Genomic DNA, 24,889 nt, shown 5'->3' on the forward strand with positions numbered 1-24,889 from the left:
TATGACAGTCAGTTGGCGAATGTCGGCTCAGCCGGACGGACTGTCAACGGGTGGGTGGCGCGGGCCGACGGTCAGGCCTGCACCCCCGGCCTGCGGTCGGCCGGACGGCGTGGCGGGATCGGGCTGGCGGGGAAGTCGCGCGGGCCGGTCCACAGCGCGGGCACCGCGTCCGAGCGCCGTGCCAGTTGATAGGCGATGGACTCGTAGTTGACCCGCCAGCCCTGGAAGTGCGGCCAGGCGAGCACCGTCGGCCGTTCGGTGGCGAAGCCGGCCGCGGTGATCATGCTGACCGCCGCGTCGAACTCGGCGTAGGTGAGCCGGAGCGGGCTGTTCGGCTCCGGATCCGGGTCGTAGTCGATCCGCACCACCCGGGCGATGTCGCGCAGCGCGGTGAACCCGGCGCGCAGCACCAGCCGGGCCTCCGGCGGCGCGTTGCGGGGACTGACGGCGAGTTGGATCGCGGCGGCGTCCATCACGGCGATCAGTCCGACGATCCAGCTGCGGTACGGCTGCGGTGAGCGGAAGGAGATCAGCACCGGGTAGTTGGAGTGGCTCTCGCCCAGCTCGGCGGCCAGCCGCTCCCAGTCCCGGTAGAGCTGCGGCAGCGCCGTCTCGGTGTCCACCAGGGACTGCCGGGCCAGCAGCTCCGGGCCCCAGGCCGGCTCGCCCGCCCGCGACTGCAGCAGCGTCACCTCGACCTCGCGGCGGTTGTACGAGCCGTACAGCGTGGGCAGGTAGGCGATCTGCAGCGCGATCACCACCGGGCCGCTGACCGCCGCCAGGAAGTCCAGCGCGGAGAGCCGCAGGCGGTCGCCGCTGGCGAAGCCGAGGGTGAAGAGGCTGGAGCCGGCCTCGCGCAGCGAGACGCTCCAGGAGAGACCGGAGTCGGCGTACAGCAGCAGGGTGAAGGAGGCCAGCAGGGAGAGCAGCCAGCAGAACAGCATGCCCACCAGGACCAGTGGCGCCAGCCAGGCCTGAGCCCGGTCGTGCGCGCGGTAGGTGCCGAAGGGTGCCGCGCAGGCGTGCAGCAGGGCGCGCACGGTGCGCCAGAGCCGCTGGACCAGCGAGGAGTAGAGCCCGCGCGGCACCACCAGGGTGCGCAGGATGCTGGCGATGGTGAGCGGGAGCAGCAGGACGCCGGCCAGCGCCGAGATCAACCTCATGGCGGACATTGTCGATCATCCGACCGCATGCTCGTCGGATCGGCTCGGTGGTTGTCGACCGGGCAGGACGCCGGACGCGCGCACGCGGTGCTCCGCCTGGGCCGTGCGGGCCCTGCCGGATCACCGCGTGACGTGCTGTTCGACGTACCGTCAGCTGGCTTGCCGGGAGAGCTGGCTGAAGCGTTGCAGGCTCTGCTGATAGGCCGCCGGGGTGACGTGCATCGGTCCGGTGTACGGGTGTGTCATGTGCAGAACCAGGTAGACACCGAAGCCGACCACCGCGCCGACCAGGCCCAGCGCGATCGCCTCACGCCGCTGGAAGGTGAGTCCCGCGATCGGCGCGAAGAGCAGCACCAGCATCCCGGTGCCGATCAGCGCGGGGTAGAGCGGGGAGGGCAGCGACAGCGAGGTGTCCGCCAGCCGGATCTGCCGCTTGGTGTAGATGTCGTCCAGATCGCTCAGCTCGGTGGTTCGTTGCGGTGAGTCGGGCTCCGCCTCGACGTGCTGCCGGGCCGCGTCCAGGCCGGCCCAGGTGCCGGCATCGGAACCGCCGTGCGTCATCGCCGTGAAGTCCGGTCCGATCACGTCGGTGACGTAGGAGCGCAGCAGCGGCCGGGTGCTGGCATCGGCATCGGTGTAGGCGGCGTTCAGCGAGCGGGCTTCGTCCCAGGTGTGTCCCCGTGCGGTGTTCAGGTTGGACCAGGAGCCGGCGATCAGGAACGCGGCGACCAGGATGAAGGAGGAGAGCGAGGCCGAGCCCAGGAAGCTGAGCGCGCCTCCGGAGAAGGCGCCCTCGCGGGAACGGCTGGTGCGGCCGAAGGCGGCCAGGATGCCCACGGCCACGGCGGCGCCGAGCATGACGGCGATGACGATTCCCAGGCTCAACGACGTCTCCCCATGGTGTGGTTGATGAAAGTGGCGGCAGCCGCGAGGACGGCCGGGACGGTGATCGCGACGAGCGCGAAGGCGCTCTGCGGGTCGCCCGGCAGCGCGAGGCTGTCGTCGGGCGGGCGGGTCGGCACGGCGGTGACGGCGTGCAGCTGGCTGGGTGGCGGCGGGGCCGGCAGGACGGGGGCGTGCCGGGCGGGCGGCGGGGGTGGCGGGGGCGGGGGTGGTGGCGGTGCGTGGTGGGTGGGGGGAGCGGCCGCTTTGGGGGCGGCGGGCTTGTGCGGGGGCGGGGGAGGAGGTGGGGGAGGCGGCGGCGTGGGCCGTGGTGGGGGTGGAGGAGGCGGAGGCGGAGATGGTGGTGGCGGCGGAGGTGGTGGAGAAGGTGGTGGCGGACACGGTGGTGGGCACAGGTGCGGCGGCGGGGGAGGCGTCGGCGGGCACGGGTGCGGGGGATGCGGGGGGTGCGGTGGGTGCGGTGGGTGTGGTGGCTCCGGCGGCCAGGGCGGGTCGTGGTGCGGTGGGTCGTGGTGCGGTGGGTCCGGGGACCCGGCATGATCGTGGTGCCCGGGCTCGTGGTGCCCGGGTTCCGGCAGCCCAGGGGTGTGCTGATGGCCCGGCGCCTGCTGCGGACCGTCGTCGTCACCTTGCATGCGCAGGACGATAATCAGCTGTGAATTCCCCTGAATACCGAATGGACCAGCCGGCAGGGCCCTGGCAGGGGAATTGACCCTTCCGGGGGTCCGGCAGTCGCCTCAGCGTACGTGTGGCGAACTCGTGTTCAGCCGGCCAGGTAGCGGCGGAGCAGCACCTTGCACTCGGCGATCAGCGTGGGGTCACCGTCCCGGTCGCTCTGGAAGGCGAGTTTGAGCACCGCATCCGCGCACTCCAGGGCCACCCGCAGGGCCAGCGGTCCTGGCCGGCTGCCATCGCCGGACAGCTGCTCGGAGGTGAGCTGGTGCAGCAACCGGGCCACCGCACTGTTGTTGTCGAGGGTGCCGTCGAGCAGGTGCTCCACGTCGTCCAACGCCGGTGGGGTGGGCCCGGTGAGCCCGAAGTCGAGCGCGCCGAACCCCGGCACCGCGCGCTTCATCGCGACGAACTCCTCGACCGCCAAGTCCACGAAGCCGCCGATGTCCTGCGGCGACTCGGCCGCCAACCGTCGGGTCAGCCGGTCCAGGTAGCGTCGCAGGTTGCGCCGGGCGAGCGCGGCCAGCAGGCTCTGCTTGCCGGTGAAGAACTGATAGAGGGTGCCGATCGGCACCTCGGCGCGGGCAGCGATCTCCTTGGTGGTCAGTGCGCCCGTGCCAACCTCGTCGAGCAACTCCGCGCAGGCGTCCAGGATTCGCTCCAGCCGCTCCTGGCTGCGTTGCTGCACCGGCTTGCGCCGCAGCTCGGGTTCCGCCGCCTCGAGGCTCAGCTCGTTCATCGCCGTCCCGCTCCCGTCCGCACCGCTCGCACCGCACGTACCGCCGCCCGTGCCCACCCATCGCCTACCACTGTGCCGCATCGGCGGGTGCCGCGCGAATCCTCATCATGAGTACACCTCATGTCCTTCCAGGAGCCTCACACCTCCTGGAAGTGCACCAGTACCCGGCCCGGGTTCTTCGGGTCCAACTCGTGCCGCAGGTACAGCTTGCGGATGTGCTTCTGGTCCAGGAACGCCAACACCCGCCGCATCAGCTGTCCCGAGCCCTTCCCGGGGATGATCTCGGCGACCGGGTCACCTGACTGGGCGGCAGCGAAGAGGAACTGACGCATGGCCAGTTCGATGTCGCGGTTGTTCCGGAAGATCGGGTGCAGGTCGAGGCTACGCATCGTCGTACCCTAGTCGGCCGGGATCCGGGCATCGGTTCCGTGTTCGCCGTCAAAGTGTCAATAGTGGTAATACGGGCGGGAGTTGAACAGTTGTCCAGGTTGGGCGAGTGTTGACGAACGTGGTCACACACCCTAGATTCCAAGAGTCGCCGTCATCTCGCCACGACCGGAGCCGAAGCTTCCGCCCGACCCGCACTGCCGGGGCCCCGGTTCGTTCGCCGGCCCGTTGACGCGACCTTTCCGGGGGATCACCGACGCCCTAGTGGCAGTCGGTCGAAGCATCAGGAGCAATCAGCCATATGCGCAGCTTCAGATTCGGCTTCTCGCTGGCCAGCCACCGCACGTCGGCCGCTCTCGCCGAGACGGTCCGCACCGCCGAGTCGTACGGCTACGACTCGGCGGTGACGGTCGACCACCTCGGCCCCAACCGCAGCTCGCCGTTCCTCGCCCTGCTGGCCGCCGCCCATGCCGGGCAGCGGCTGCGACTGGGCACCTACGTCCTCAACTGCGGTTTCTGGAACCCGTCGATCCTCGCCCGGGAGGTGGCCACGCTCTCCCGGATGACCGAGGGGCGGGTCGAACTCGGTGTCGGTTCGGGGGTGGTGAAGTCGGAGTTCGACGGCGCCGGCATCCCCTTCGAGCCCTTCCGGCAGCGGATGGACCGGCTGGAGGCGACCCTGGACGAGCTGGACCGGCTCTTCGCCCAGGAGACCGACCTGGTCCGACCGCCGCTGCTGCTCGGCGGTACCAGCGACCGGCTGCTGCGGATGGCCGCCGAACGGGCCGACACCGTCAGCTTCAGCGGCTGGGTCCAGGTCCCCGGCAGCCCGGTCGGGACGCTCGGCATCATCCCCGCCGAACAGGCCGACGAGCGGCTGGAGTTCTTCCGTTCGGTGGCCGGTGACCGGCTGCCGGAGATCGAGCGCAACGTCTTCGTCCTGGACGTCCGGGTCACCGACGACCGCTGGGCCGAGGCCGAGGCGATGGCCGCCGAGGAGCCGTTCCTGACGCCGGAGCAGGCACTGGAGACCCCGTTCGTCCTGATCGGCACGGTGGAGGAGATCGCGGAGCAGATCCTGCGCCACCGCGAGCGCTACGGCTTCACCTCGTTCACCGTGCAGCGTCCGGCGATGGAGGCGTTCGGCCCGGCGATCGAGCTGGTCAGGAAGGCGGAAAACGCCGCCTTGCTGACCGCTGCCGCTCCCGCCTGACCTCCTTGCCGGCCACGGCCCCGGCCCCGGCCTCCGCCATGGCCGGGGCCGTGGCCGGGGCCCGCAACGGGCGACCGAACGGGGTTCACCGTCCGAGGATCCGCCGGAGCCAGCGGGAACGCGCGTCGCGGGCATCCTGGCTGAGGGTTGCCCGCGGCGCGAGCGTGTCGAACCCGTGGAAGGCGCCGGGCCAGACGTGCAGTTCGGCCTCGCCGCCGGCCTGCCAGATCGCGTTGGCATAGGCCACGGCCTCGTCCCTGAAGGTCTCGGCCGAGCCGACCTCGAGGTAGGCCGCCGGCAGCTCGGACAGATCCGTCGCGCGCGCAGGCGCCGCGTAGGGCGGCAGGTCGGCAGCGCCGTACCGGTCGCCCAGCAGCGCCCGCCACGCGGTCGCGTTGGAGCTTCGGTCCCAGGTGTCGCGGCCGGCCATCTGGTGGCTGGAGAAGGTGTCGTCACGGTCGTCGAGCATCGGGCTCAGAAGCAACTGACCGATCGGCACCGGCCCGCCGCGGTCGCGGGTCAACAGGGCGAGGGCTGCGGCGAGTCCACCGCCGGCGCTCTTCCCCCCGATGACGACGCGGTCCGCGTCGAGCCCCAGCTTGGCCGCGTGCTCGGTCGCCCAGACGAGTCCGGCATAACAGTCCTCCACGGGCCCGAGGTACTGCGCCTGCGGTGCCAGCCGGTACTCGACGGAGATGACGGCGAGTTGCTCCGGGCGAGCCCATTCGCGAAGCAGCCGCGGCAGTACGGACCATGCGTTGCCCATGATCATCCCGCCGCCGTGCATGTAGTACAGGAGCGGCAGCGGCCCGGCGATCCCGGCGGGGCGTGCGCTGACAAGCCTGACCTCCCTGCCGTCCCGAAGCCCCGGCGCTCGCAGCTCCTCAACGTCGAACCGGCCGTCGGCCCGGAGCTCCCCAACTGTCGGCCTGGGCCGGGCCGCAGCATCCCGCTCCTGCCTGGCCGCGAGGTTCTGCGCGGTGACCGGCTCCCTCGCCTCCTCGCCCATGATGGCCAGCGCGGCACCCAGTTCGGGGTCGAAGGGAGGCGCGCGCCGAGCCATCGGGGCAGGGTCGTGCTCCAACGGCCTTCCATCGACATCGACACCCACGACAGGACCTCCCCGCGGCCGAGGGATGCCTGGCGGCATCCCGACCAGGACAGCTTGTCAGCCGGTAATCGGATTCCCGCAGTTCGGGGGCTACTTCGTCGACTTCCAGTGAGTCCTGGGACGCTCAACCGGGTGAATTGCTTCGGTGAAAGGCCCTAACTGTCTGTGATGCATGCTCTCCTAGTGCTACCAACCCATATGCGGCAGACATGCATCTGGGGGACAAAGGGGGTATCGATATGCGTCTCTCATCCTTCGGTCGTGTAGCGGTCACGGCAGCGGCCTGCCTGCTGGCCTCGACCGCGGCACCAGTGGCCGGGCATGCGGCCGGCACCAGAGCGTCGACGGCGTCGCGCGCCACGGTGCGGCAGGCGGCGAACTACCAGGTGGAGGTGGACAACTTCTCCAGCCGGGCCTTCGACGAGGTCGCGCTGGCCTACACCCGGAACAGCACGCCCGTCACGCAGATCCTCCACCAGTTCAACGTCCCGGCGTCCAGCGTGGTCTCCTTCGACCTGGGCCCGTGCTCGGACGTGAAGCAGTACGCGGTCAGCGGCCTCGTGGGTGGCGTACGCGTCTTCACCACCGGCGATGTCGACGCCGATCCGGTCGGCTGTGACGACATCGTCACCATCAGGGACAGCGCCGCCGTGCAGGTGAGCAAGGCGGAGGCAAGGCGATGAGGGGTCCCGTGACGGCGGCCTGCGCAGCCGTACTCGTCGTCGCGGCAGGCTTGGCGACCGCACCATCCGCCTCGGCCTCACCGGCCGGGTCGACCTACCGGGTGGACGTCGTCAACCACTCGGGATTCGGCCTCGACGAAGTGGACCTGGCAGTCGACCGGTACAGCGATCCGGTGATCCGCCTGATCACCCAGCGCCACATCACCTCAGGAGCCACCGCCACCTTCGACTTGGGCGCCTGCTCGGACGTGCACAAGTTTGCGGCCAGCGCCTTCATCGGCAATCGCGAGGTGCTGCACACCAGTGACATCGACCCAAGGCCGAGCTGCCACACGCAGATCGAGATCACGCACACCTGACATGGGAGGGGCCCTGTGACCCGTCGGACAAGTGTCCTGTTTGCTCTGCCCATCGCGGCCCTGCTCGCCGCTACAGCGGCAGTGACACCGGCTTCCGCAGCCCCTGGGGAGATCGCCCATGGCGATTTCCTCTTCAACACCAAGTCCGGCCACAGTCTCGACCTGCGCAACCCACCTGCGGGCAAGTGCATCAAACTGCCCGACGAGGGCAGCACTGATGGCACCAACCTGACGGACAAGACGGCGCACATCTTCGCGACCTTCGTCTCCGCCACCGACTGTCGACAGCAGCTGGCAGTCGCGGGCAAGGGGACTCCCGGGCACGGCACTCCATGGAGCACACCCGGATTCAATCCGACCGCGCACGCGGTGAGGTTCGACTGCGACAGCCCGTCCGTCTGCTGATCGCGGCCTGCGGCCGTCCCGCGTCCGTGTTTTGGTGGCGGATCACTAACATGAGGTTCACTCATATTAGCTGGAGAGAGTGGACATGTAGGACCGACTCGACCTGCCGGTGGGCTCCCGCTGGGGTGCTTCCACGGTCGCGTACCGACGCTGGAGTGGTCCAGTCGCTACGACCATCTGTGGGAAGTGACCCGCGACGACGTCCTCACCTATCTCAAGGCACTGCACGGGCGCCCTCGCCACAGCCAACTCGTCGCCTTGCGTTCGCTGTTCAGCTGGGCCAAGCGGAACGGTCTCATCTTTCGCAACCCCACCAGCCGGATCAAGGTCGGGCCGTACGAGTACGCCGTGCTGCAGCCACTCGTCCCCGAACAGGTCGACCAAGCCGTCGCGGCGGCCACGACCCCAGCGACACGACTCATCCTCGCCTTCGCCGCGGTCCATGCCGCCCGAGTTGCCCAGATCGGCACCCTCATGCTCGATGACGTCGACGTGGGCAACCGGCGGCTGTCCATCGCGGGCCGCGTTCGCCCTCTTGACGACCTGACCCTGAAGCTGCTGCTGGACTGGCTGGCGCACCGGCGCACCCGCTGGCCAAACACGGCGAACAGGACCACCCGGCCAGCAGCCACTGGATCAGCGCCGCGATGCGCGGCCAGGTCGCAACGTTGGAGCGGCGGCGAAGGTGAGCGTGCCGTCACGGCAGTCAGCAGCCGGGGCCGATCGGAGCAGACGATGTGAGGGCGAGCGCGGTGATCCGCAGCTCCTCAGCCCACGTCCGCTGGTCGAGTCCCAAGGTGTACTCAAGGCAGCACACGCACTGCGGAATCAGCCGCACGAATGATCGCTCCTCGGTGGTCTCGACCTCCGTCTCCCACCATTCGTCCGTCGCCACGTCGGCGGGAGCGACTTCTCCATCGACGAGCCTCGCCGCCAGCCGGCGGCGAGGCGTGGCGCCGGGCCAGCCCCGGATCGGGCAATCCGATCCCGGCCTCGGAGAGTGCTTGCTCGAACGTGTCGCGGATGTCGTGGGCATCCGCGTTGCGCGGCCAACCGGCCAGCTCACACAGCGTCGGGGTGTCCAGCCCGGCCGCGAGTGCCTCAGCAGCGATCATCGGCAGGTCCTCCGGGCGGATCTCGTCCGCCCGATAGCGGCAAGCCACCTCGCCCAGAGCCATGAGGCCGCTCTGCGTTGGGGCATCCGGCTCCGGTGTCGTTCCTGCTGGTCTCATGACTCTCACGATGCCAGCACCGCTCCCAAGAAGGTTGCCCAGAGGCAGTTCAGCCCCAGCTCGCCCCCCGAGTTCCCCTGAACTCGAAGGCCGCCCCCACGAAAGCACGACAGCACATCCTCGGGTTCCCGCTGAGCACCTTCAGTTTGCGTGAACCCGTGGGGGTCCCCGGCCTCGGGGAGCAAGGGAACAGTGGTTGGCGTCAAGCCTTGACCGACGTCATGGACGCCGTTGACGGCGGGCGTTCCCGCCGGTACCCGTGCTTGTCCGGTTCGGTGTCGGCGAAGGCGCGGTGTCCGCCGAGATCTCGGGCTGGGCGAGGACATCGCCGCGGTGTGCGACTCGGACCGGACCCGGGGCCATCATCGGATGCTGATCCGCCGGCGTAGCGAGCTCGTGTCGGACATTCAGCAAGACCGCCGTCGTCATCACCGCGAAGTCCGCCGGGCGCAAGGTCTTCGGCCTCGCCACCGCAGGCGTCCGTCTCGCTTGACCTCCTGCGCGTCAGTCCGGCAGCCAGTGCAGCTCGTGCGCCAGGGTTTTGGCGACGGCACGGATGCGGCGGTGTAGCGGCGACTGCTCGCGTGGGAGGACCAGGTGGATCGTCAGGCCGGGCGCGCCTCGCAGTGGTCGCCAGGTGAGACCGGCCGGTTGTGCCGTGGCCGCGGCTTCTCCGGCCGGGGCGAGGGTGACCCCGTCGCGCAGGTCGCGCTGAGACATGTCGAAAGAGACTGCGGGCGTGTGGAATCGGGGGTGCGGTCGGGTGTCTCGGAACAGTGCGGACAGCTGATCGTGGATCACGGGGTTGGCCGCACGGTCCGGGAGTCGCAGCGGATACGCGGCCGCGTCGGCGATCTCGATCTCCTGGTGTTCGGCCAGCGGATGGTGCTGCGCCAGCTGGACCCCGACGCGCGCACGCCGCAGCAGGAACCGGCGCACGCCACGGCCTGGCTGTTCACCGCGGGTGATCCCGGCATCGATGCGGCCGTCGGCGACCGCGGGGGAGATCTCCGGTGTCGCCATCGGGACCGCGCCGACCTCGAGTCCGCTGTTGCCGCGAATCAGCCTGTCCACCAGGGCCGGTGCCGTCTCGGCCCCGGTGCTGAGGCTGTATCCGATGCGCAGCGTGCCCAGTTCACCGGCCGCCGCGCTCCGGGTGGTGTCCCATGCCCGGTCCAGCGCCGCCAGCGCGGGCGGCGCGGACTCCGCCAAAGCCGCACCGGCCGTGGTCAATACGACGCTACGCGTGTTGCGGACCAGCAGGGCCGTGCCGAGTTCCGCCTCCAGTCGGCGCATCCGGGCGCTGAGTGCGGGCTGTGCGATACCGATCCGTGTGGCCGCGCGGGTGAAGTTCAACTCCTGCGCCAGCACCAGGAAGTACCGCAGGCTCACCGTATCCGGCGCCACGTGCCCTCCCTGCCGATTGATAACGATCCGTTCTGAGCCTAGCCCGTAACGGTCTTTCCCTCGACCGCACATCAAGCCCTAACCTGCGCATATGACGATTCCACTGACCGCAGTACCCGTCGCCGGGATCGATCGAGCTGAGTGTCAATTCGAAGTCGGACGTGTCCGGCCGAACACAGGAGGTTTCCATGGCCAAGGGCTACTGGGTCAGTGCATACCCCGCCATTTCCGACCCTGAGAGGCTGACCGCCTACGAAGAGCTGGCCGGTCCGGCTGTCCGGGCTGGGGGCGGGCGCCTCCTGTCCCGTGGCGGTCGAGTCGTCGCCCACGAGGCCGGAATCACGCAACGCGTCGTTCTGATCGAGTTCGACAGCTTTGAACAGGCCGTCGCGGCCTACGAGAGCGAGGCGTACCAGAAGGCGCTGGTGGCCCTCCCCGACGGCGTCGAGCGCGACTTCCGCATCATCGAAGGCATCGACTGACCGGCCGGGCCCACCCATCGCTGCGCATCCGTCACCTGATACGCACACGGTGCTGAACGACGACTCACGAGACGAGTTCGATGCCATGCCCCGCGTCCCTGTCGGGCGGGCCGCGAAGCGGAGTTCGGGGCAGCCGACACATCATTGCCCGACAGTCGACTTGCCTGTGATGAACGCCGGGCAGCGTCCAGATCGGTTCTGGGTTCCAACTGCGCGGCCCGTAGTGGACGGTGACGATCCGGTCATGGTGGTCACACGCTGCTCCTCGATGTCGGATACGGCCGCACGGATGCGCGCAGCAGGTCGAGCGCGCGACGGGCGTACCCGTGGATCTCGGAATCACGGTGGTCGGCGGCCCACTTCAGCGCGGACGGGAAGTCGAGCGCCGCGTACACCCGGCAGGCAGCCTCCTCCGCCTCGGTGAGGCGGCGGCCGTAGCCGTCGAAGAACGCCTCCGCCAGCGCGGGCCTGCGCGCGGTGACCTGGTAGACGATCCGCATCAGGTCGTGGCGCACCGGCTCCTCCGCCGGTCGTGCGCTCGAAGTCGATGAGCTGAAGGCGCAGTTCACCGCGCTGGTGGACGATCCAGTTGCGGGGGCCGAAGTCGCCGTGGCCCAGGTCCATCGCCATGTCGAGGGCCTTCGCCCGTTGTTGCGGCCGCAGCGGCGTGCTGCGTACCGGACCGGGTGCCGGCACCGCGGTCAGGGCGTGCAGGCGAGCCGCCAGGACACCGGCTTGCCGGAACACCTCCAGCTCCTGCACGCCGGTCAACTGGACCTTGCTCAGCGGCTCGCCCTTGAGGCCGCGAGTGACGATCAGCCGGGCGTCCGGATCGCGGTCGGCGATCCAGGGTGCCCGCCGCTGCCCGAGTGCGGGCACGAACTCGTCGTATGCCCTCGTCTCGCGCTGGTACGGCAGTTCGTTCCAGTGCCGCTTGGCGAACCACCGCTGACCGGTCAGGTCCTCGATCTCCCAGACCGAAGGCGCCCCGGTGCGGCCGTGCGAGCGCACGCCGAGGATCCGCCACCGGCCGATCCCCCGATCCAGCAGCTGCTCGACGTCCACGGGCACCGGGTCCACACGCTCCCTGCTCACGCCGAGAATCCCCGCACCGACAGCGCCGCCCCGGCGGCGATAGCGCCCAGCGCCTGCACGGTATAACCGACCACCGGCTCAGGGAGGGCATCGAGCGGCCACCACCGGAGCTGATGGCACTTCTCCGGCTCGGTGTTGGTGATCTCGCCGGTGTACCGGGCGGGCCGGAAGAAGAGCTGGAGCCGGCCCGCGCCGTCGTCGGCGTCCAGGTCGTGCAGGGTGTGCACCCGAGATGGCCGGCGGCGTGTGCCACGTCTTGTCGGCGTAGGCGGCACTGCGGCGCAGCCCCAGCAGCACCCGGCCCCCCTCGATCAGGACCAGGTGCACGCCGATCATCGTTCTGTAGGGCACAAGACCGCCTGACAGCAGGGATGTTGACGGATCAGGCTCGTCGGCGCGGGCCTGGAGCGAGGATCCTGGCAGGGCCGACGGACAGCGGGCGGCGTGTCGCCGCCCGCTTCACTCGATCGGGGCGACATCAGTTCGATCGCGACCGCGACCGCGACCGCGTGTGCGCGGCTGCGGACACCAAGCACGCGTAAGAGCGCCAGTGAGGAGAAGAAGCTCTCGAGCCGGGTCGTCCGCGCGGTGGCGGGGCATTGACCGAGACAGGATTGCGCCCATCGGGAGTGCTCCGTGAATGGCCGCGTCGGCGGGGCGCCTCCCACCGCCCTGCCCCGCCGCGCCTGCGGCCCGTGCGGGACCGTGTGCCCGGTGTGCTGCCCGGGAGCTCTGTTGCGCATCCGGTCCCTGAATCACCGTGCTGTCTCTGGTGTTTGAGCAGTATGCCACTAACATGAGGTCTCCTCGGGTTTTGAAGGGAAGTAGGACATGCCGAATCGTCTGGACCTGCCCGCGGGCTTCCGCTGGGGTGCCTCGACCGCCGCCTACCAGATCGAGGGGGCGGTGGATGAGGATGGGCGCGGACCCTCGGTATGGGATGTGTTCGCGGCTCGGCTCGGTGCTGTGCGGGATGGGGCCACTGGGCGGGTCGCTTGCGACCACTACCACCGCTGGCCTGAGGACGTGGAGTTGATGCGGGGGCTGGGGCTGGACGGGTACCGGTTCTCGATCGCGTGGTCGCGGGTGCTGCCGGCTGGGGCCGGGGCGGTGAACGTCGGCGGGCTCGACTTCTACGACCGGCTGGTGGACGGGTTGCTCGCCGACGGGATCACGCCGATGCCGACGCTGTTCCACTGGGACCTACCGCAGGCGCTGGAGGACGGCGGCGGCTGGCTGGCCCGGGACACCGCCTACCGGTTCGCCGAGTACGCCGAGTTGGTGGTGGATCGGCTGGGTGACCGCGTCCCTGCCTGGATCACGCTCAACGAGCCGTTCGTGCACATGGTGTTCGGCTACGCGCTCGGGATCCACGCTCCGGGGCGCACGTTGATGCTGGATGCGCTGCCGGCCGCCCATCACCAGCTGCTGGGGCACGGGTTGGCGGCCGCCGTGCTGCGCGAGCGGGGCCATGAGGTGATGATCGCCAACAACCTCACCCCGGTGTGGCCCGCGAGTGAGGCGGAGGCGGACGTCGCGGCCGCGGCTGCGTACGACGCGCTGCACAACCGGCTGTTCACCGATCCGCTGTTGCTGGGAAGCTATCCGGACCTGAGCGCGTACGGTGTCGGCGAGGACCTCGGCGGGTGCGTCCGTCCCGGGGACCTGAAGCTGATCGCCGGCCCGGGATTGGACGGCCTCGGCGTCAACTACTACAACCCGACCCGGATCGCCGCCCCGACCGAGCCCGGCGGACTCCCGTTCGTCGAAGCCGAGATCGAGGGAGTGCCGCGAACCGCGTTCGGCTGGCCGGTGGTTCCGGACGGACTGCGCGAGCTGCTGGTCGGCCTGCGGGACCGGTACGGGGCGGCACTGCCGCCGATCACCATCACCGAGAACGGCTGCTCGGTCGCGGACGAGCCCGGTCCCGACGGCACCGTCCACGACCAGCCGCGCATCGACTTCCTGGCCGGCCACCTCGACGCCCTCGCCGCAGCGGTCGCCGAAGGCGTGGATGTCCGGGGCTACTTCACCTGGTCGCTGCTCGACAATTTCGAGTGGGCGGAGGGCTACCAGCAGCGATTCGGTCTGGTGCACGTCGACTTCGAGACGCAGGTGCGCACGCCGAAGGCCTCCTATGCCTGGTACCGCGATCTGATTGCAAGTCATCAAAAGTAGCTCGGTGACGGCGGCGTCGCCGAGACCGTCGCGAAAGCGGCTGGCGGAGATCCGGAGGACATCGCTCGAGCGGCCGTCGTGCAGTCGGCGACCGGCCGCTTCAGCCTCCCGCAGGAGGTCGCCGACCTCGTCGTGCTGCTGGCCGGCGACCGGGCGGGCAACGTGACGGGGAGCGACTTCGTCATCGATGGTGGCCTCGTCCAGACACTCCCGCCTGCGCCGTGCCGCGCAAGGGGTTCTGTGGGTCGGTCGGCAGTCGAGGACGTTGGTGGTCTCGATCCCGACCAAGTGGTCGGGGACCTGCAGCCTCGCCACGCCCTCCAGCGTGGCCGGCGGCACCGGGACGACGCCGACCTGGCCGGCTGTTCGGGAGAAGCCCCACGGGCGGCGATTGCTGCCCGCCGGTGGACGTCGACTGCGGGCAGTCCGATGTTCTCGATCGGCGTGCCGGCCGTGCCCGCTCGGCGTTGTCCGAAGGTCCGCGAAGGCATGTACCACCGCCCCGTGCGCCGACCGTGGCGGTAACGTTCAGGACTGTGCCACCGCCTCGTCCTGTCCCTCCGGGTGCCCGCTGAAGAAGTCGACCAAGCTCTGCGGTGCGCGCTCGCCGAGGCAGAGGTCAATAATCTCGTGGGCGTCCGCGTAGAAGGCCTCGCTGCGCGGGAAGAGCTCCTTCTCGTAGGTGGCCAGCGCCGCTTCGACGTCGTCGGGGCGCTGGGCGATGGCCTTGCCGAGTTCGGCACCGTCGAACATCGCCAGGTTGGCGCCGTCGCCGGACGGCGGCATCAGGTGCGCGGCGTCGCCGAGCAGCGTCACGCCAGGCACCCGCTCCCAGCGGTGTCCGTCCGGGAGGGTGTGGATCATGCGTGCCACCGGGGCGGTCTCGCCGTCGGTGATCAGCGCGGTGAGGTGCGGCGTCCACCCGTCGAACTCGGCCGCGACCCGGGTGGTGGCGGCCGCGGTGTCGGTGAAGTCCGTGGCGGCGATCCACTCGGCCGAACGGTTCAGCTCGACGTAGGTGTGGAGGATGCCACCCGCCTCACGGTGGGCGACGATCCCCTTGCCGGGGGCGAGTGCGTACATGGCGCCTCGGCCGACCAGGGCGGCCGTCGCGGGGTGCCGCTCGTCGACGTCGTGCAAGTAGGTCTCGACGAACGTGGTGCCGGTGTAGACGGGCCGGGCGTCGGAGAGCAGCGGCCGGACCCTGGACCAGGCGCCGTCCGCTCCGACCAGGATGTTGCTGGTCTCGGTCGAGCCGTCGGTGAAGGTCAGCTCGTGCCGGCCGTCGCCGAGCGGCCGGACGTCGGTGACCTTGCTGCCCCAGCGCACCGTTCCCTCCGGCAGGGAGTCGAGCAGGATCCGGCGCAGGTCGCCGCGGAGCACCTCGGGGCGTACCGCGGTGCCGTCGGAGGGGACGTCCAGTAGCAGCGCGCCGTGCTGGTCGAGCACCCGGGCGGCGTCGCCGCGCTCGTGGATGATCGCGCGGAACTCGTCGGTGAGGCCGGCGTCCGCGAGGGCACGCTGTCCGTCCTCCTCGTGGATGTCGAGCTGGCCGCCCTGGGTGCGGGACTCGGCGGAGGGGTCGGCCTCGTGGACGGTGGCGGGGATGCCGTGGACGTGCAGGACGCGCGCGAGGGTGAGGCCGCCCAGGCCCGCGCCGATGATCGTGACCGGTGTCGTCATGGTGTTCCCTTCGAAGCCATGATGGAACGTTGTTCCATTCTCATGTTGGAACAGCGATCCATTCATGTCAAACTGTGTTCATGGCCATCAAGAAGCAGCGGGCTGTACGGCGTACGGACGCGCTGTCGAAGGAACGGATCGTGGAGGCGGCGATCGAGATCCTCGACTCCGACGGCGAGGGCGCGCTGACCTTTCGCACGCTCGCGGCCCACCTGGCCACCGGAAGCGGGGCGATCTACTGGCACGTCGCCAACAAGGACGACCTGCTGGCGGCGGCCACCAACGACGTGATCGCCCGGGTCATGGCGGACCTGCCCGGCGGCGCGCGTCCGCGGGAGGCGATCCGGGCCCTCGCGCTCGGGCTCTTCGACGCGATCGACGCACACCCCTGGGTCGGCACCCAGCTCTCCCGCGCGCCGTGGCTGGCCGCGATTCCGCAGATCTTCGAGGGTTTCGGCAGTCGGCTGGAGGGGTTCGGTGTGCCCGAGGGAGCGCAGTTCGATGCCACGTCCACGCTCGTGATCCATGTCCTCGGCGTCGCCGGACAGAACGCCGCCAACGCCCGCCTGCACGCGCACAGGGCCGATCGGACGGCCTTCCTGGGTGAGATCGCCCAGCAGTGGGCCCAGCTCGATCCTGCTCGGTACCCGTTCGTGCGCCGGGTGGCGGCGCAGTTGCCCGAGCACGACGACCGGGAGCAGTTCCTGGTCGGCATCGACCTCATCCTGGGCGGCATCGAGGCCGCCAACCCGGCTCCGTTCCCTCGGACCTGACTCGAACTCGAGCGGATCGGGGGTCGGCCAAGAACCGGGTGCCGCGCGCTCGGAGCGGGAGGGCCGGCCCCGCCCGGACGGTCGTGCCGGGCAGGCCGCAGCGTGCGGCCGTACGGCGTCAGCTACGACGTTCCGCAGGTGGCCAGCGCGGTTCGCGCCAGTGCGTGCAGCCAGGTGTGGGCGTGGTCGGTGTCGTAGCGCTGATGCCACGACAGGTAGACCGGTGCCGACGGCAGTTCGAGCGGCAGGGGGAGTACGACCAGACCGAGGCCGGCGGCCGCGGTGCGTGTGGTGATTTCGGGGACGCTGATCAGGAGATCGGAGCCGCGCGCGAACTCCAGCGCGGCCGCTTCCGTGGGCGCGGCCGCCACCACCCGGCGGGTGAGGCCGAGCCGAGCGAGGGCGTCGTCGACGGCGTTGTTGAGGTTTCCACGTCGCGAGACGGTGACGTGTTCGGCGGCGGCGTACCGCTCTGTGGTGACGGTTCGGGCGCGGGTGAGGGGGTGCCCCTGCCTCACGACGGCGACGAGGCGGGTCTCGCCCACCTTCTCGGCGCGGATGTCGGGTGCGCTCGGACGGTTGGCGTTCGCCTCCAGATCGACCTCACCACGCCGCAACTCGGGGGTGTCGACGCTCGATTCCGCGACGAAGCGCAATCGCACGCCCGGCGCCTGTCCGCGTACGGCCGCGAGCAGCGTGGGGCCGCTCATGGCGACCAGGGAATCGTGCCAGCGGAGTGTGAAGGTGCGTTCCAGCGTTGCCGGATCGAGTTCACGGCTCGGGGCCAGCACGCCCCGGACCTGGTGCAGCAGCTCGTGCACCTGCTCCCGGACGGCGATCGCATAGGGCGTCGGGGTCATGGTGCGGCCGGTGCGCACCAGGATCTGGTCCCCGGTCGTGCGCCGGATCCGGCCCAGGCTCCGGCTCATCGCGGGGGCGGTGACGTGCAGTCGTGCGGCCGCCCCGGCCACGCTGCCCTCCTCCAGCAGCGCGTCGAGCGCGGTGAGCAGATTCAAATCCAATTGCATGGGAGTAATCCCAGCCGTGCTTGACATGCATTTGATGTTAATGGAGGGGGTGGATAGCGTCGTCACCACGGCGCAGGACGGAACGCGCGTCCTGGCCCGAATCCTCTTCAACGTCCCTTGCTCAGACGGGAGTTCCACCATGTCCGAAACGCTTCAGACCACTGACGTCACCGTCACCGTCACCGTCTCCGACGCAGACCTGCTCGACCGGACCGCGGCCGCCGTGCGTGAGGCCGGTTCGGCACTGCGCGAGCGGTACGGCGAGGTGGTCCCCTACCGGACCCGCGAAGAGCTGATGAGCGCGCTCGCCGCCAACGACGACACGGCCCTCGGCATCCTGCGTCCCCGCCTCACGAGCCTGCGCCCGGACGCCGGCTGGGTGGAGGACGAGCTGGACGGCGGGGCGCTGCCGCCCGGCGAGTGGTGGGTCGTGGATCCGGCCGAAGGCAACGTCAACCACCTGCACGCCCTGCCGGAGTGGGCGGTGACCGCCACCCTCGTGCGCGACAACCAGCCGGTGCTCACCGTGGTCCACCTGCCGTTGACCGGCGAGACCTACACCGCGCTCACCGGCGCGGGCGCCCACCTCGACGGCCGGCCGCTGAACGTCTCCCGGACCGCGGACCTCGGCCTGAGCATCGTGGCCACCAGCCAGGCCCGGCCGGACGAGGACGAGAAGGTCGTGCGGCGCGTCGGCTCCTCGATCACCGCGATGCTCTTCGACGCGCTCGTCGTCCGCGTCGCCGTACCCGCGACCCTGCACCTGCTGAACGTGGCCGCCGGCCGGCTCGACGCCTTCTGGCAGTTCGCCGGCGCCCGAGCGGACCTGCTGCCCGGCGCGCTCCTCGTCACCGAGGCCGGCGGACGGATCTCCGACGCCAAGGGCCGCCCCTGGACCCCGCAGAGCGAAAGCTTCCTGGCCGCCGCGCCCGGCGTCCACGCCGAGGCCGTCGCCACGCTTTCACGCTGACTCCGCACCACGACCCGCACGCACGGAAGGACCACATCATCATGACCACGATCGCCGTTCTCGGAAACGGCCGCGTCGGCGGCAACCTGGCCACCGCCCTCACCCGGGCAGGACATGAGGTGACCGTGGCGGACCGCGCGCCGGGCGCCGCCGCCGACGCCGCCCGAACAGCCCGGATCGTCATCAACGCCACCCCGGGCGCCGGCTCCCTGGACCGGCTCGCCGCCCTGCGCGACGAACTGCGCGACAAGATCCTCGTCGACGTCTCCAACGCCACCATCGACGGACCGGACGGACTGCCCGCCGACCTGATCTACCCCGGCTCGAGCCTCGCCGAGCAACTCCAGGAAGCGCTCCCCGAAACACACGTCGTCAAGACACTCAACACCATGCTCTTCCCGGTGATGACCGCGCCGGCCACGCTCACCCAGACGCCCACGGTGTTCGTCTCCGGCGAGGACCCCGGGGCCAAGCAGACCGTCCGCGAACTCCTCACCGACCTCGGCTGGCGCAAGGAGTGGATCACCGACCTCGGCGGGATCCGGACCGCCCGCGCCACGGAGGCCGCGATCCTGTTCGTACCCCACGTGATCCGCTCCAGCGGGTTCGTCCCCTTCGCGATTTCGATCACCCGCTGACCCCGGACCGCGGTGCCTCGTGAGGGCCTGCGGACACACCGCGTAGCCGGAGCCCTGAGGCACGGCGGGGCCGGGGGCGCCTGCTTCCGACAGGTTCGACATCGGGGTGACCGCCGCGGGGGCGAACTACGGCAGTTCCTCCGCGACCATGCGCCTGCCCGTCGACCCGTGCCGACCAGGCGTGCTGGGGCGGGGGCCGCAGGGAGCCGGCCGGCGGCTTGGGCGGTCCGGCGAAGCTCGGCCTCGCCGGGGTATCGCGCGGGTGGCGGACTTCATGGGTGCTGTTCGGTCTGAGGGGCCTGGTGACCTGGAGTCTCGGCCTCCAGTGGTCCGGTAAGTCCTTTGGTTGCAAGGGGGTTGGGGCTGGCCGTTCGGCGTCGCCCCGGCGTCGCCCCGGCGTCGCCCGGGACGGGCCCACCGGGCGGGGCGGGGGAAGTAGGTGGTGAGGGTTTGCCCGACCCGCTCAGAGCGTGAGCCGGGGGTGGCGGTACTCCTCCATCGCGTCGAGGAGCCAGTCCGTCAGGTACTGCGCGAACGACCCCCGCACGAGGAGCCGGTAGGTCGGCTCCGCGTCGACCTGGTGGAGGATCACCTGGACCTTGCCGAGCAGCGTCTGCGCACAGCGGCCCGGCCCGAAGGCGCGGGGGTGCAGGTCGAGCGAGCAGCCCTTCTCCAGGACCGGGCGGGCAGCGGGGCTGGACAGTTCGAGCGTGGTGCGGTTGGCGGAGACGTCCACGACCGATCCGGGCTCGTCCGCCAGCGCCGCCCGCAGCAGTTCGGCGGTGGCGCTTCCGGAGCCGTCCGGGCCCAGCACGAGCCACTCCTGCGGGCCCAGCCAGAGGACCTGGAGGCTTCCCGCCTCGGTGACGGTGTTCGGCTCGGTCGGCAGCGGCGAGCCCAGCGCCGTGGCGATCCTCTCTGCGGCCGGCCCATGCGGGTGGAGCTGGAGGTCGAGCTGCGCGAGGAAGGGCACCTCGCGCAACCGGACTCCCCGCTCTCCGCCGGTCGAGTGCGCCGCGAGGACCTCGGCGAGGTGTCCGAGCGGGCTGCGCCGGTGGGTGTCAGCCGTCACGGCGGGTCCCCTTCGGGTCGTAGAGGACGGGGTCGGTGATGGTCGCGGCGATCACGCCGTCGGGCAGCGGCGCGTAGACCGTCTCGCCCAGCCGCTCCCGCCCGCCGGCGACGAGTGCCAGGGCGAAGGTGCGACCGAGCGCCGCGCTGCGGTAGCTGGAGGTGACGTGCCCCAGCGCCCTGGTGGGCACCGGTACCTCGGCGTCCGCCACCAGTTGCGCGCCCTCCGGTAGCAGCACGGCGGGATCCGCGGGCAGCACTCCGACGAGCTGCCTGCGGTCGCCGCGCGCGGTGTCGGCACGGCGGAAGGAACGCTTGCCGATGAAGGGCTTCCGCTGGGAGACGACCCACTCCATGCCGAGGTCCTGCGGGGTGACCGTGCCGTCGGTGTCCTGGCCGATGATGGGGTAGCCCTTTTCGGCGCGCAGCACGTGCATGGTCTCGGTGCCGTACGGGGTGATGCCCAGCGGTCCGCCGGCCCGGATGACGGACTCCCAGGTGGCGAGGCCGTACCAGCCGGCGACGTTGATCTCGAAGGCCAGCTCGCCGGAGAAGGAGATGCGGCAGATCCGGGCCGCCACGCCGCTCGCGAGGCGGGTCTCACGGGCCGTCATGAAGGGGAAGGCGTCGTTCGACACGTCCAGGTCCGGGGCCAGGGCTGCGATGACCTCGCGTGATCGGGGGCCGACGACCGCGACCGTGGCCCACTGCTCGGTCACCGAGGTGAACCGCACGCGCAGCTCGGGCCATTCGGTCTGCAGCCACTCCTCCAGCCAGTCCAGGACGCCCGCGGCGTTCCCGGTCGTGGTCGTCATGATGTAGTGGTCGGCTGCCAGGCGCAGGGTCACGCCGTCGTCGAGGACCATGCCGTCCGCTCGACACATCACCCCGTACCGCGCGGAGTTGACGGCCAGTTTGGCGAAGGCGTTGGTGTAGACGCGGTTCAGGAACTCGCCCGCGTCGGGCCCGATGACGTCGATCTTGCCGAGGGTGCTGGCGTCCATGACGGCGACGCCTTCGCGGGCCGCGCGGCACTCGCGCTCCACGGCCGCCGCCGTGGACTCCCCGGGCCGGGGGTAGTACCAGGGGCGCTTCCACTGGCCGACGTTCTCGAAGACCGCACCGTGCTCGACGTGCCAGGGATGGATCGCGGTGGTGCGCACCGGGTCGAAGAGGGCGCCGCGTTCACGCCCGGCGAGCAGCGCGAAGGAGACGGGCACGTACGGGCCGCGGTAGGTGGTGGTGCCCACCTCGCCCGGCGAGCGGGCGCCGAGCAGCCGGGCGATGACGCCGGTGGCGCTCACTCCGGACGCCTTGCCCTGGTCGTGCGCGGTGCCGATGGTGGTGTAGCGCTTGATGTGCTCGACGGAGCGCATACCGGCTCGGATCGCGCGCTGCACGTCCGCGACCGTGGCGTCGCGCTGCAGGTCGACGAAGTGGTCGCTCCACTCGGAGGGGTCGCCCGTCTCGCCGGGCACGAGCCACACCGGCCGCGGCCGGGCCGGCGGGTGGTCGACGGAGGTGGGCGGCACCGACGGCGCGGTGCTGGGGAAGCCTGCCAGGTCGGCCGCCTCGACCCCGGCGGCGAAGCCGCCGCCGAGGCACCCGGCGAGGTCGAGGACGCCCAGGGCGGCTCCGACGCTGACGACGTTCTGCGCGGCCTGCGCGGGGACGAACGCGGCCAGGTCGTCGTCGTAGCGGGTCGTGCCCTGCGACTGGCTCCACAGGTGGACGGCCGGGCTCCAGCCGCCCGAGACGGCGAGCAGGTCGCAGGCCACCTCGCGGACCGGGCCGCTGATCACGTCGTCGGCATCGAGCTCGGCGATGCGGACCGCCGACACACGATCGTGACCCCGGGTGCCGACCACGGCCGATCCGGTGCGGACCTCGATCCCGGCGCCGCGCGCGGAGTTGACGAGATCGGCGGGCGGCTCCGGCCGGGTGTCGACCAGTGCCGCCACCTGGGCCCCGGCCGCGACCAGGTCGAGCGCGGTGGCGTAGGCGTGGTCATTGGTGGTGAGGACCACGGGCCGGCGGCCGGGGAGCACGGCGTACCGGTTCAGGTAGGCGCGCACGGCGGCGGCGGACATGACGCCCGGCAGGTCGTTGCCGGCGAAGACCATCGGTCGCTCGTGGGCGCCGGTCGCCAGGACCACCCGGCGGGCCCGGATGTGCCACAGGCGCTGCCGGGAGATGCCGGGGACGGGCTGCGGGCCGAGGTGGTCGGTGCGGCGCTCGGCGACGAGCAGGTAGTTGTGGTCGTGGTAGCCGATCGCCGTGGACCTGGTGAGGATCCGCGTGTCGACCTGCGCGGCGAGCTCCGTGCGGGCGTCCGCCACCCAGTCGAGCGCCGGGCGGCCGTCGATCGACTCCCGCCCCGCGAGCAGGGATCCACCGAGTTCCGGCTGGTCGTCGACCAGGACGACGCGGGCGCCGCAACGCCCGGCGGCGAGGGCGGCGGCGAGTCCGGCCGGGCCGGCGCCGACGACCAGGACGTCGGTGTGGATGTGCATCTTGTCGTGGACGGCCTGGTCGGGGGTCCGGTCGAGGCGACCGAGGCCCGCGAGGCCGGCCGCCGAGAGGCCCTCGTACAGCTCGATCGTGGTCGCGAGCAGCATCGGCTCCGAGCAGGGCCCGTCGACCTGGACCAGGGCGTTGGGCTCCTCCGCGCCTGTTGTGGCGATGCCGCGCGGCCTCCTGCGGTAGAGGCTGGGGGCGACGTGCAGCACGCCGTTGGCGAGCAGGGCGGAGGCGAGCGTGTCGCCGCGCAGGCCGGTGTACGCCACGCCGTCGAAGGTGAAGCGCAGGGGGGCGGAGCGGTCGACCCGTCCGCCGTCGGGGAGACGGTGGGACTGCGTCATGCGATCACCGGCTTCGGCTGGCCGGCCGCCACCGGGTGATTGCTCTGCGAGGCCAGGATCTGGTGGGTGACGGTGTGGCGGACGACGTTGAACCAGCGCCGGCAGCCGGCGGCGTGCGACCAGCGTTCCGCGAAGGGGCCCTTGGGGTTGTCGCGCACGAACAGGTACTCGCCCCACTCGGCGTCGGACAGGCCCTCGGGGTCCGCCGGGTAGGCGACATGGGCCTGGCCGCCGTAGTGGAACTCGAGCTCGTCCCGTTCGCCGCACCAGGGACAGGCGATCAGCAGCATGCGTGGTCCTCCGGTCAGTGCGGTCAGCGCACTCAGGCGGTCAGTGCGGTCAGTGCGCCACGGCGGCGGCGCCGTGCTCGTCGATCAGCGCGCCGGTGGTGAACCGCTCCAGCGCGAAGGGTGCGTTCAGCGGGTGCGGCTCGCCGGTGGCGATGGTGTGCGCGTACACCCAGCCGGAGGCGGGCGTGGCCTTGAAACCGCCGGTGCCCCAGCCGCAGTTGAGGTAGAGGTTCTCGATCGGCGTCGGGCCGATGATCGGCGAGGCGTCGGGGGTGACGTCGACGATGCCGCCCCAGGTGCGCAGCACGTGCGCCCGGGCGAAGATCGGGAACAGTTCGAGCGCCGCGGCCATCTGATGCTCGATCTGGTGGAAGGAGCCGCGCTGGCCGTAGCCGTTGTAGGAGTCCACGCCCGCGCCCATGACCAGCTCGCCCTTGTGGGCCTGGCTCACGTACACGTGCACGTGGTTGGACATCACCACCGTGGGGTGCACGGGTTCCAGCAGCTCGGAGACGAGCGCCTGCAGGGGGTGGCTCTGCACCGGGAGCCGCAGTCCGGCCAGGTCGGCCAGGACGCTGCTGTGCCCGGCGGCGGCCAGTGCGACCCGCCCCGCGCTGATCGGTCCGCGATTGGTCCGCACGCCGACGACGCGGTCGCCCTCGCGCAGGAATCCGGTCACCTCGCAGCCCTGGATCAGGTCGACGCCGTACTGGTCCGCCTTGCGCGCCAGCGCCCAGGCGACGTGGTCGTGCTTGGCGATGCCGGCCCGGGGCTGCAGCGTCGCGCCGAGCACCGGGTAGCGCACGTCGGGGGAGGTGTTGACGATCGGGCAGAACGCGCGCACCTGGTCGGGGTCCAGCCACTCGGCGTCGACGCCGCCGAGCCGGTTGGCGTTGACCCGGCGGGTGCCCTCACGGACGTCCTGCAGGGTGTGGGCGAGGTTGAGCACGCCGCGCTGGCTGAACAGGAAGTCGTACTCCAGCTCCTGCGGCAGCACCTCCCAGAGCTTCAGCGCGTGCTCGTACAGCGCCGCGCTCTCCTCGCAGAGGTAGTTGGACCGGATGATCGTGGTGTTCCGGGCCATGTTGCCGCCGGCGAGCCAACCGCGTTCCAGCACGGCGACGTTGGTGATCCCGTGGTTGCGGGCGAGGTAGTAGGCGGTGGCCAGCCCGTGGCCGCCCGCCCCGACGATGATCACGTCGTAGGAGCGCTTGGGGTCGGGGGTGCGCCACAGCCAGTCGGGGTGCTCGGGCAGCTGGTGGGACATCGCGGGACTCCTGGGGAGAGACGGCGTCGGCTCAGCGGTGTTTCAGACTACGCACACTGTTGCGTCAAACACAACAGGTCGGCAAGGGGGGCAGGGGGCCTTGACGAGCCCTGGGTAGGTCCCGAAACTGTTGCGCACTATGAACGCAGTTTCACGTAGAGAAACTCGCTGTTCATGGGCCGCGACGGGTGCCCCGCGTCACCGTGCCCCCGCAACCCGCAGCAACCTCGCCAGACTTGCGCAGACGGCGTCACCGCCCCGAGAGCAATGGCAGGACAC

The 24,889-nt window shown here is 70.8% G+C and carries 27 protein-coding genes and 1 pseudogene; 12 read left to right on the forward strand and 16 right to left on the reverse strand.

Going from position 1 to position 24,889, the window contains the following annotated elements; all coding sequences use genetic code 11:
• Window positions 1-71: 71 nt before the first annotated feature.
• The 3 genes from ABH937_RS11325 to ABH937_RS11335 form a co-directional block, all read right to left on the reverse strand.
• Window positions 72-1,163, reverse strand: coding sequence for a hypothetical protein (locus ABH937_RS11325; RefSeq protein ID WP_280690777.1), 1,092 nt, complete (start codon window positions 1,161-1,163; stop codon window positions 72-74).
• Window positions 1,164-1,313: 150 nt separating this feature from the next.
• The gene (locus ABH937_RS11330) at window positions 1,314-2,048 is read right to left on the reverse strand and encodes a hypothetical protein (protein WP_370218088.1); all 735 of its coding nucleotides are present in this window, start codon (window positions 2,046-2,048) and stop codon (window positions 1,314-1,316) included.
• Entirely contained in the window at window positions 2,045-2,185 is a 141-nt protein-coding gene (locus ABH937_RS11335) for a hypothetical protein (protein ID WP_280690779.1), read from the reverse strand. Before ABH937_RS11335 ends, ABH937_RS11330 begins: the two co-directional genes overlap by 4 nt.
• A gap of 417 nt (window positions 2,186-2,602) precedes the next feature.
• Here ABH937_RS11335 and ABH937_RS11340 point away from each other — a divergent pair, with 417 nt between their 5' ends.
• Entirely contained in the window at window positions 2,603-2,725 is a 123-nt protein-coding gene (locus ABH937_RS11340) for a hypothetical protein (RefSeq protein WP_370218089.1), read from the forward strand.
• Between the two features lie 104 nt (window positions 2,726-2,829).
• Here ABH937_RS11340 and ABH937_RS11345 read toward each other — a convergent pair whose 3' ends face one another.
• A complete protein-coding gene (locus ABH937_RS11345; RefSeq protein ID WP_370218091.1) occupies window positions 2,830-3,477 on the reverse strand; it encodes a TetR family transcriptional regulator in 648 nt (215 codons plus the stop codon).
• 137 nt (window positions 3,478-3,614) lie between these two features.
• Window positions 3,615-3,866, reverse strand: coding sequence for a Smr/MutS family protein (locus ABH937_RS11350; RefSeq protein ID WP_280690781.1), 252 nt, complete (start codon window positions 3,864-3,866; stop codon window positions 3,615-3,617).
• A 299-nt stretch (window positions 3,867-4,165) separates the two neighbouring features.
• On the opposite strand from ABH937_RS11350, the gene ABH937_RS11355 reads away from it, so the two are divergent.
• Window positions 4,166-5,077: a TIGR03621 family F420-dependent LLM class oxidoreductase gene (locus tag ABH937_RS11355; protein WP_370218092.1), complete on the forward strand. Its 912-nt coding sequence runs from the start codon at window positions 4,166-4,168 to the stop codon at window positions 5,075-5,077.
• 85 nt (window positions 5,078-5,162) lie between these two features.
• On the opposite strand, the gene ABH937_RS11360 is transcribed toward ABH937_RS11355, so the two are convergent.
• On the reverse strand, window positions 5,163-6,086 hold the full coding sequence (locus ABH937_RS11360) for an alpha/beta hydrolase (RefSeq protein WP_370218093.1): 924 nt from the start codon (window positions 6,084-6,086) through the stop codon (window positions 5,163-5,165).
• 341 nt (window positions 6,087-6,427) lie between these two features.
• On the opposite strand from ABH937_RS11360, the gene ABH937_RS11365 reads away from it, so the two are divergent.
• The 4 genes from ABH937_RS11365 to ABH937_RS11380 all read left to right on the forward strand — a co-directional run bounded on the left by ABH937_RS11365 (window position 6,428) and on the right by ABH937_RS11380 (window position 8,376).
• Window positions 6,428-6,871, forward strand: coding sequence for a hypothetical protein (locus ABH937_RS11365; RefSeq protein ID WP_370218094.1), 444 nt, complete (start codon window positions 6,428-6,430; stop codon window positions 6,869-6,871).
• A gap of 101 nt (window positions 6,872-6,972) precedes the next feature.
• Complete coding sequence (locus tag ABH937_RS11370) at window positions 6,973-7,230, forward strand: hypothetical protein (RefSeq protein WP_370218095.1); 258 nt, start codon at window positions 6,973-6,975, stop codon at window positions 7,228-7,230.
• An 81-nt stretch (window positions 7,231-7,311) separates the two neighbouring features.
• Window positions 7,312-7,635, forward strand: coding sequence for a hypothetical protein (locus ABH937_RS11375; protein WP_370218097.1), 324 nt, complete (start codon window positions 7,312-7,314; stop codon window positions 7,633-7,635).
• Window positions 7,636-7,821: 186 nt separating this feature from the next.
• Complete coding sequence (locus ABH937_RS11380) at window positions 7,822-8,376, forward strand: hypothetical protein (RefSeq protein WP_370218098.1); 555 nt, start codon at window positions 7,822-7,824, stop codon at window positions 8,374-8,376.
• A 62-nt stretch (window positions 8,377-8,438) separates the two neighbouring features.
• Here ABH937_RS11380 and ABH937_RS11385 read toward each other — a convergent pair whose 3' ends face one another.
• Together ABH937_RS11385 and ABH937_RS11390 are read right to left on the reverse strand one after the other, a co-directional pair.
• Entirely contained in the window at window positions 8,439-8,813 is a 375-nt protein-coding gene (locus ABH937_RS11385; protein ID WP_370218100.1) for a hypothetical protein, read from the reverse strand.
• Window positions 8,814-9,371: 558 nt separating this feature from the next.
• Window positions 9,372-10,274, reverse strand: a complete 903-nt coding sequence (locus ABH937_RS11390) for a LysR family transcriptional regulator (RefSeq protein ID WP_370218170.1) — start codon at window positions 10,272-10,274, stop codon at window positions 9,372-9,374.
• 188 nt (window positions 10,275-10,462) lie between these two features.
• Here ABH937_RS11390 and ABH937_RS11395 point away from each other — a divergent pair, with 188 nt between their 5' ends.
• Window positions 10,463-10,756: a DUF1330 domain-containing protein gene (locus ABH937_RS11395; protein WP_280690789.1), complete on the forward strand. Its 294-nt coding sequence runs from the start codon at window positions 10,463-10,465 to the stop codon at window positions 10,754-10,756.
• Window positions 10,757-11,095: 339 nt separating this feature from the next.
• Here the strand turns inward: ABH937_RS11395 and ABH937_RS11400 are convergent, their stop codons facing one another.
• Together ABH937_RS11400 and ABH937_RS11405 are read right to left on the reverse strand one after the other, a co-directional pair.
• A complete protein-coding gene (locus tag ABH937_RS11400) occupies window positions 11,096-11,851 on the reverse strand; it encodes a hypothetical protein (RefSeq protein ID WP_370218102.1) in 756 nt (251 codons plus the stop codon).
• Window positions 11,848-12,078, reverse strand: a complete 231-nt coding sequence (locus ABH937_RS11405; protein WP_370218103.1) for a hypothetical protein — start codon at window positions 12,076-12,078, stop codon at window positions 11,848-11,850. Before ABH937_RS11405 ends, ABH937_RS11400 begins: the two co-directional genes overlap by 4 nt.
• A gap of 604 nt (window positions 12,079-12,682) precedes the next feature.
• Here ABH937_RS11405 and ABH937_RS11410 point away from each other — a divergent pair.
• Entirely contained in the window at window positions 12,683-14,029 is a 1,347-nt protein-coding gene (locus ABH937_RS11410; protein WP_370218105.1) for a GH1 family beta-glucosidase, read from the forward strand.
• 24 nt (window positions 14,030-14,053) lie between these two features.
• Window positions 14,054-14,554: pseudogene (locus ABH937_RS11415) on the forward strand (SDR family oxidoreductase); the annotation flags it as partial.
• Window positions 14,555-14,557: 3 nt separating this feature from the next.
• On the opposite strand, the gene ABH937_RS11420 reads toward ABH937_RS11415, so the two are convergent.
• Entirely contained in the window at window positions 14,558-15,712 is a 1,155-nt protein-coding gene (locus ABH937_RS11420; protein ID WP_370218107.1) for an FAD-dependent oxidoreductase, read from the reverse strand.
• A gap of 80 nt (window positions 15,713-15,792) precedes the next feature.
• On the opposite strand from ABH937_RS11420, the gene ABH937_RS11425 reads away from it, so the two are divergent.
• A complete protein-coding gene (locus ABH937_RS11425; protein ID WP_370218108.1) occupies window positions 15,793-16,485 on the forward strand; it encodes a TetR/AcrR family transcriptional regulator in 693 nt (230 codons plus the stop codon).
• 122 nt (window positions 16,486-16,607) lie between these two features.
• Here ABH937_RS11425 and ABH937_RS11430 read toward each other — a convergent pair whose 3' ends face one another.
• Window positions 16,608-17,513 (reverse strand): LysR family transcriptional regulator, encoded by a 906-nt coding sequence (locus ABH937_RS11430; RefSeq protein WP_370218109.1) that lies wholly within the window; start codon window positions 17,511-17,513, stop codon window positions 16,608-16,610.
• 139 nt (window positions 17,514-17,652) lie between these two features.
• On the opposite strand from ABH937_RS11430, the gene ABH937_RS11435 reads away from it, so the two are divergent.
• Together ABH937_RS11435 and ABH937_RS11440 are read left to right on the forward strand one after the other, a co-directional pair.
• Window positions 17,653-18,483, forward strand: a complete 831-nt coding sequence (locus ABH937_RS11435) for a 3'(2'),5'-bisphosphate nucleotidase CysQ (RefSeq protein WP_370218110.1) — start codon at window positions 17,653-17,655, stop codon at window positions 18,481-18,483.
• Between the two features lie 41 nt (window positions 18,484-18,524).
• On the forward strand, window positions 18,525-19,121 hold the full coding sequence (locus ABH937_RS11440; RefSeq protein WP_370218112.1) for an NADPH-dependent F420 reductase: 597 nt from the start codon (window positions 18,525-18,527) through the stop codon (window positions 19,119-19,121).
• 463 nt (window positions 19,122-19,584) lie between these two features.
• Here ABH937_RS11440 and ABH937_RS11445 read toward each other — a convergent pair whose 3' ends face one another.
• The 4 genes from ABH937_RS11445 to ABH937_RS11460 are packed head-to-tail and all read right to left on the reverse strand — an operon-like array spanning window position 19,585 to window position 24,610.
• A complete protein-coding gene (locus tag ABH937_RS11445) occupies window positions 19,585-20,193 on the reverse strand; it encodes a sarcosine oxidase subunit gamma (RefSeq protein ID WP_370218113.1) in 609 nt (202 codons plus the stop codon).
• Window positions 20,183-23,053, reverse strand: coding sequence for a sarcosine oxidase subunit alpha family protein (locus ABH937_RS11450; protein ID WP_370218115.1), 2,871 nt, complete (start codon window positions 23,051-23,053; stop codon window positions 20,183-20,185). Before ABH937_RS11450 ends, ABH937_RS11445 begins: the two co-directional genes overlap by 11 nt.
• Window positions 23,050-23,343: a sarcosine oxidase subunit delta gene (locus ABH937_RS11455; RefSeq protein ID WP_280690798.1), complete on the reverse strand. Its 294-nt coding sequence runs from the start codon at window positions 23,341-23,343 to the stop codon at window positions 23,050-23,052. Before ABH937_RS11455 ends, ABH937_RS11450 begins: the two co-directional genes overlap by 4 nt.
• A 49-nt stretch (window positions 23,344-23,392) precedes the next feature.
• The gene (locus ABH937_RS11460) at window positions 23,393-24,610 is read right to left on the reverse strand and encodes a sarcosine oxidase subunit beta family protein (protein WP_370218116.1); all 1,218 of its coding nucleotides are present in this window, start codon (window positions 24,608-24,610) and stop codon (window positions 23,393-23,395) included.
• Between the last annotated feature and the right edge of the window lie 279 nt (window positions 24,611-24,889).

Source organism: Kitasatospora sp. GAS1066B (assembly GCF_041262605.1).
Taxonomy (GTDB): domain Bacteria; phylum Actinomycetota; class Actinomycetes; order Streptomycetales; family Streptomycetaceae; genus Kitasatospora.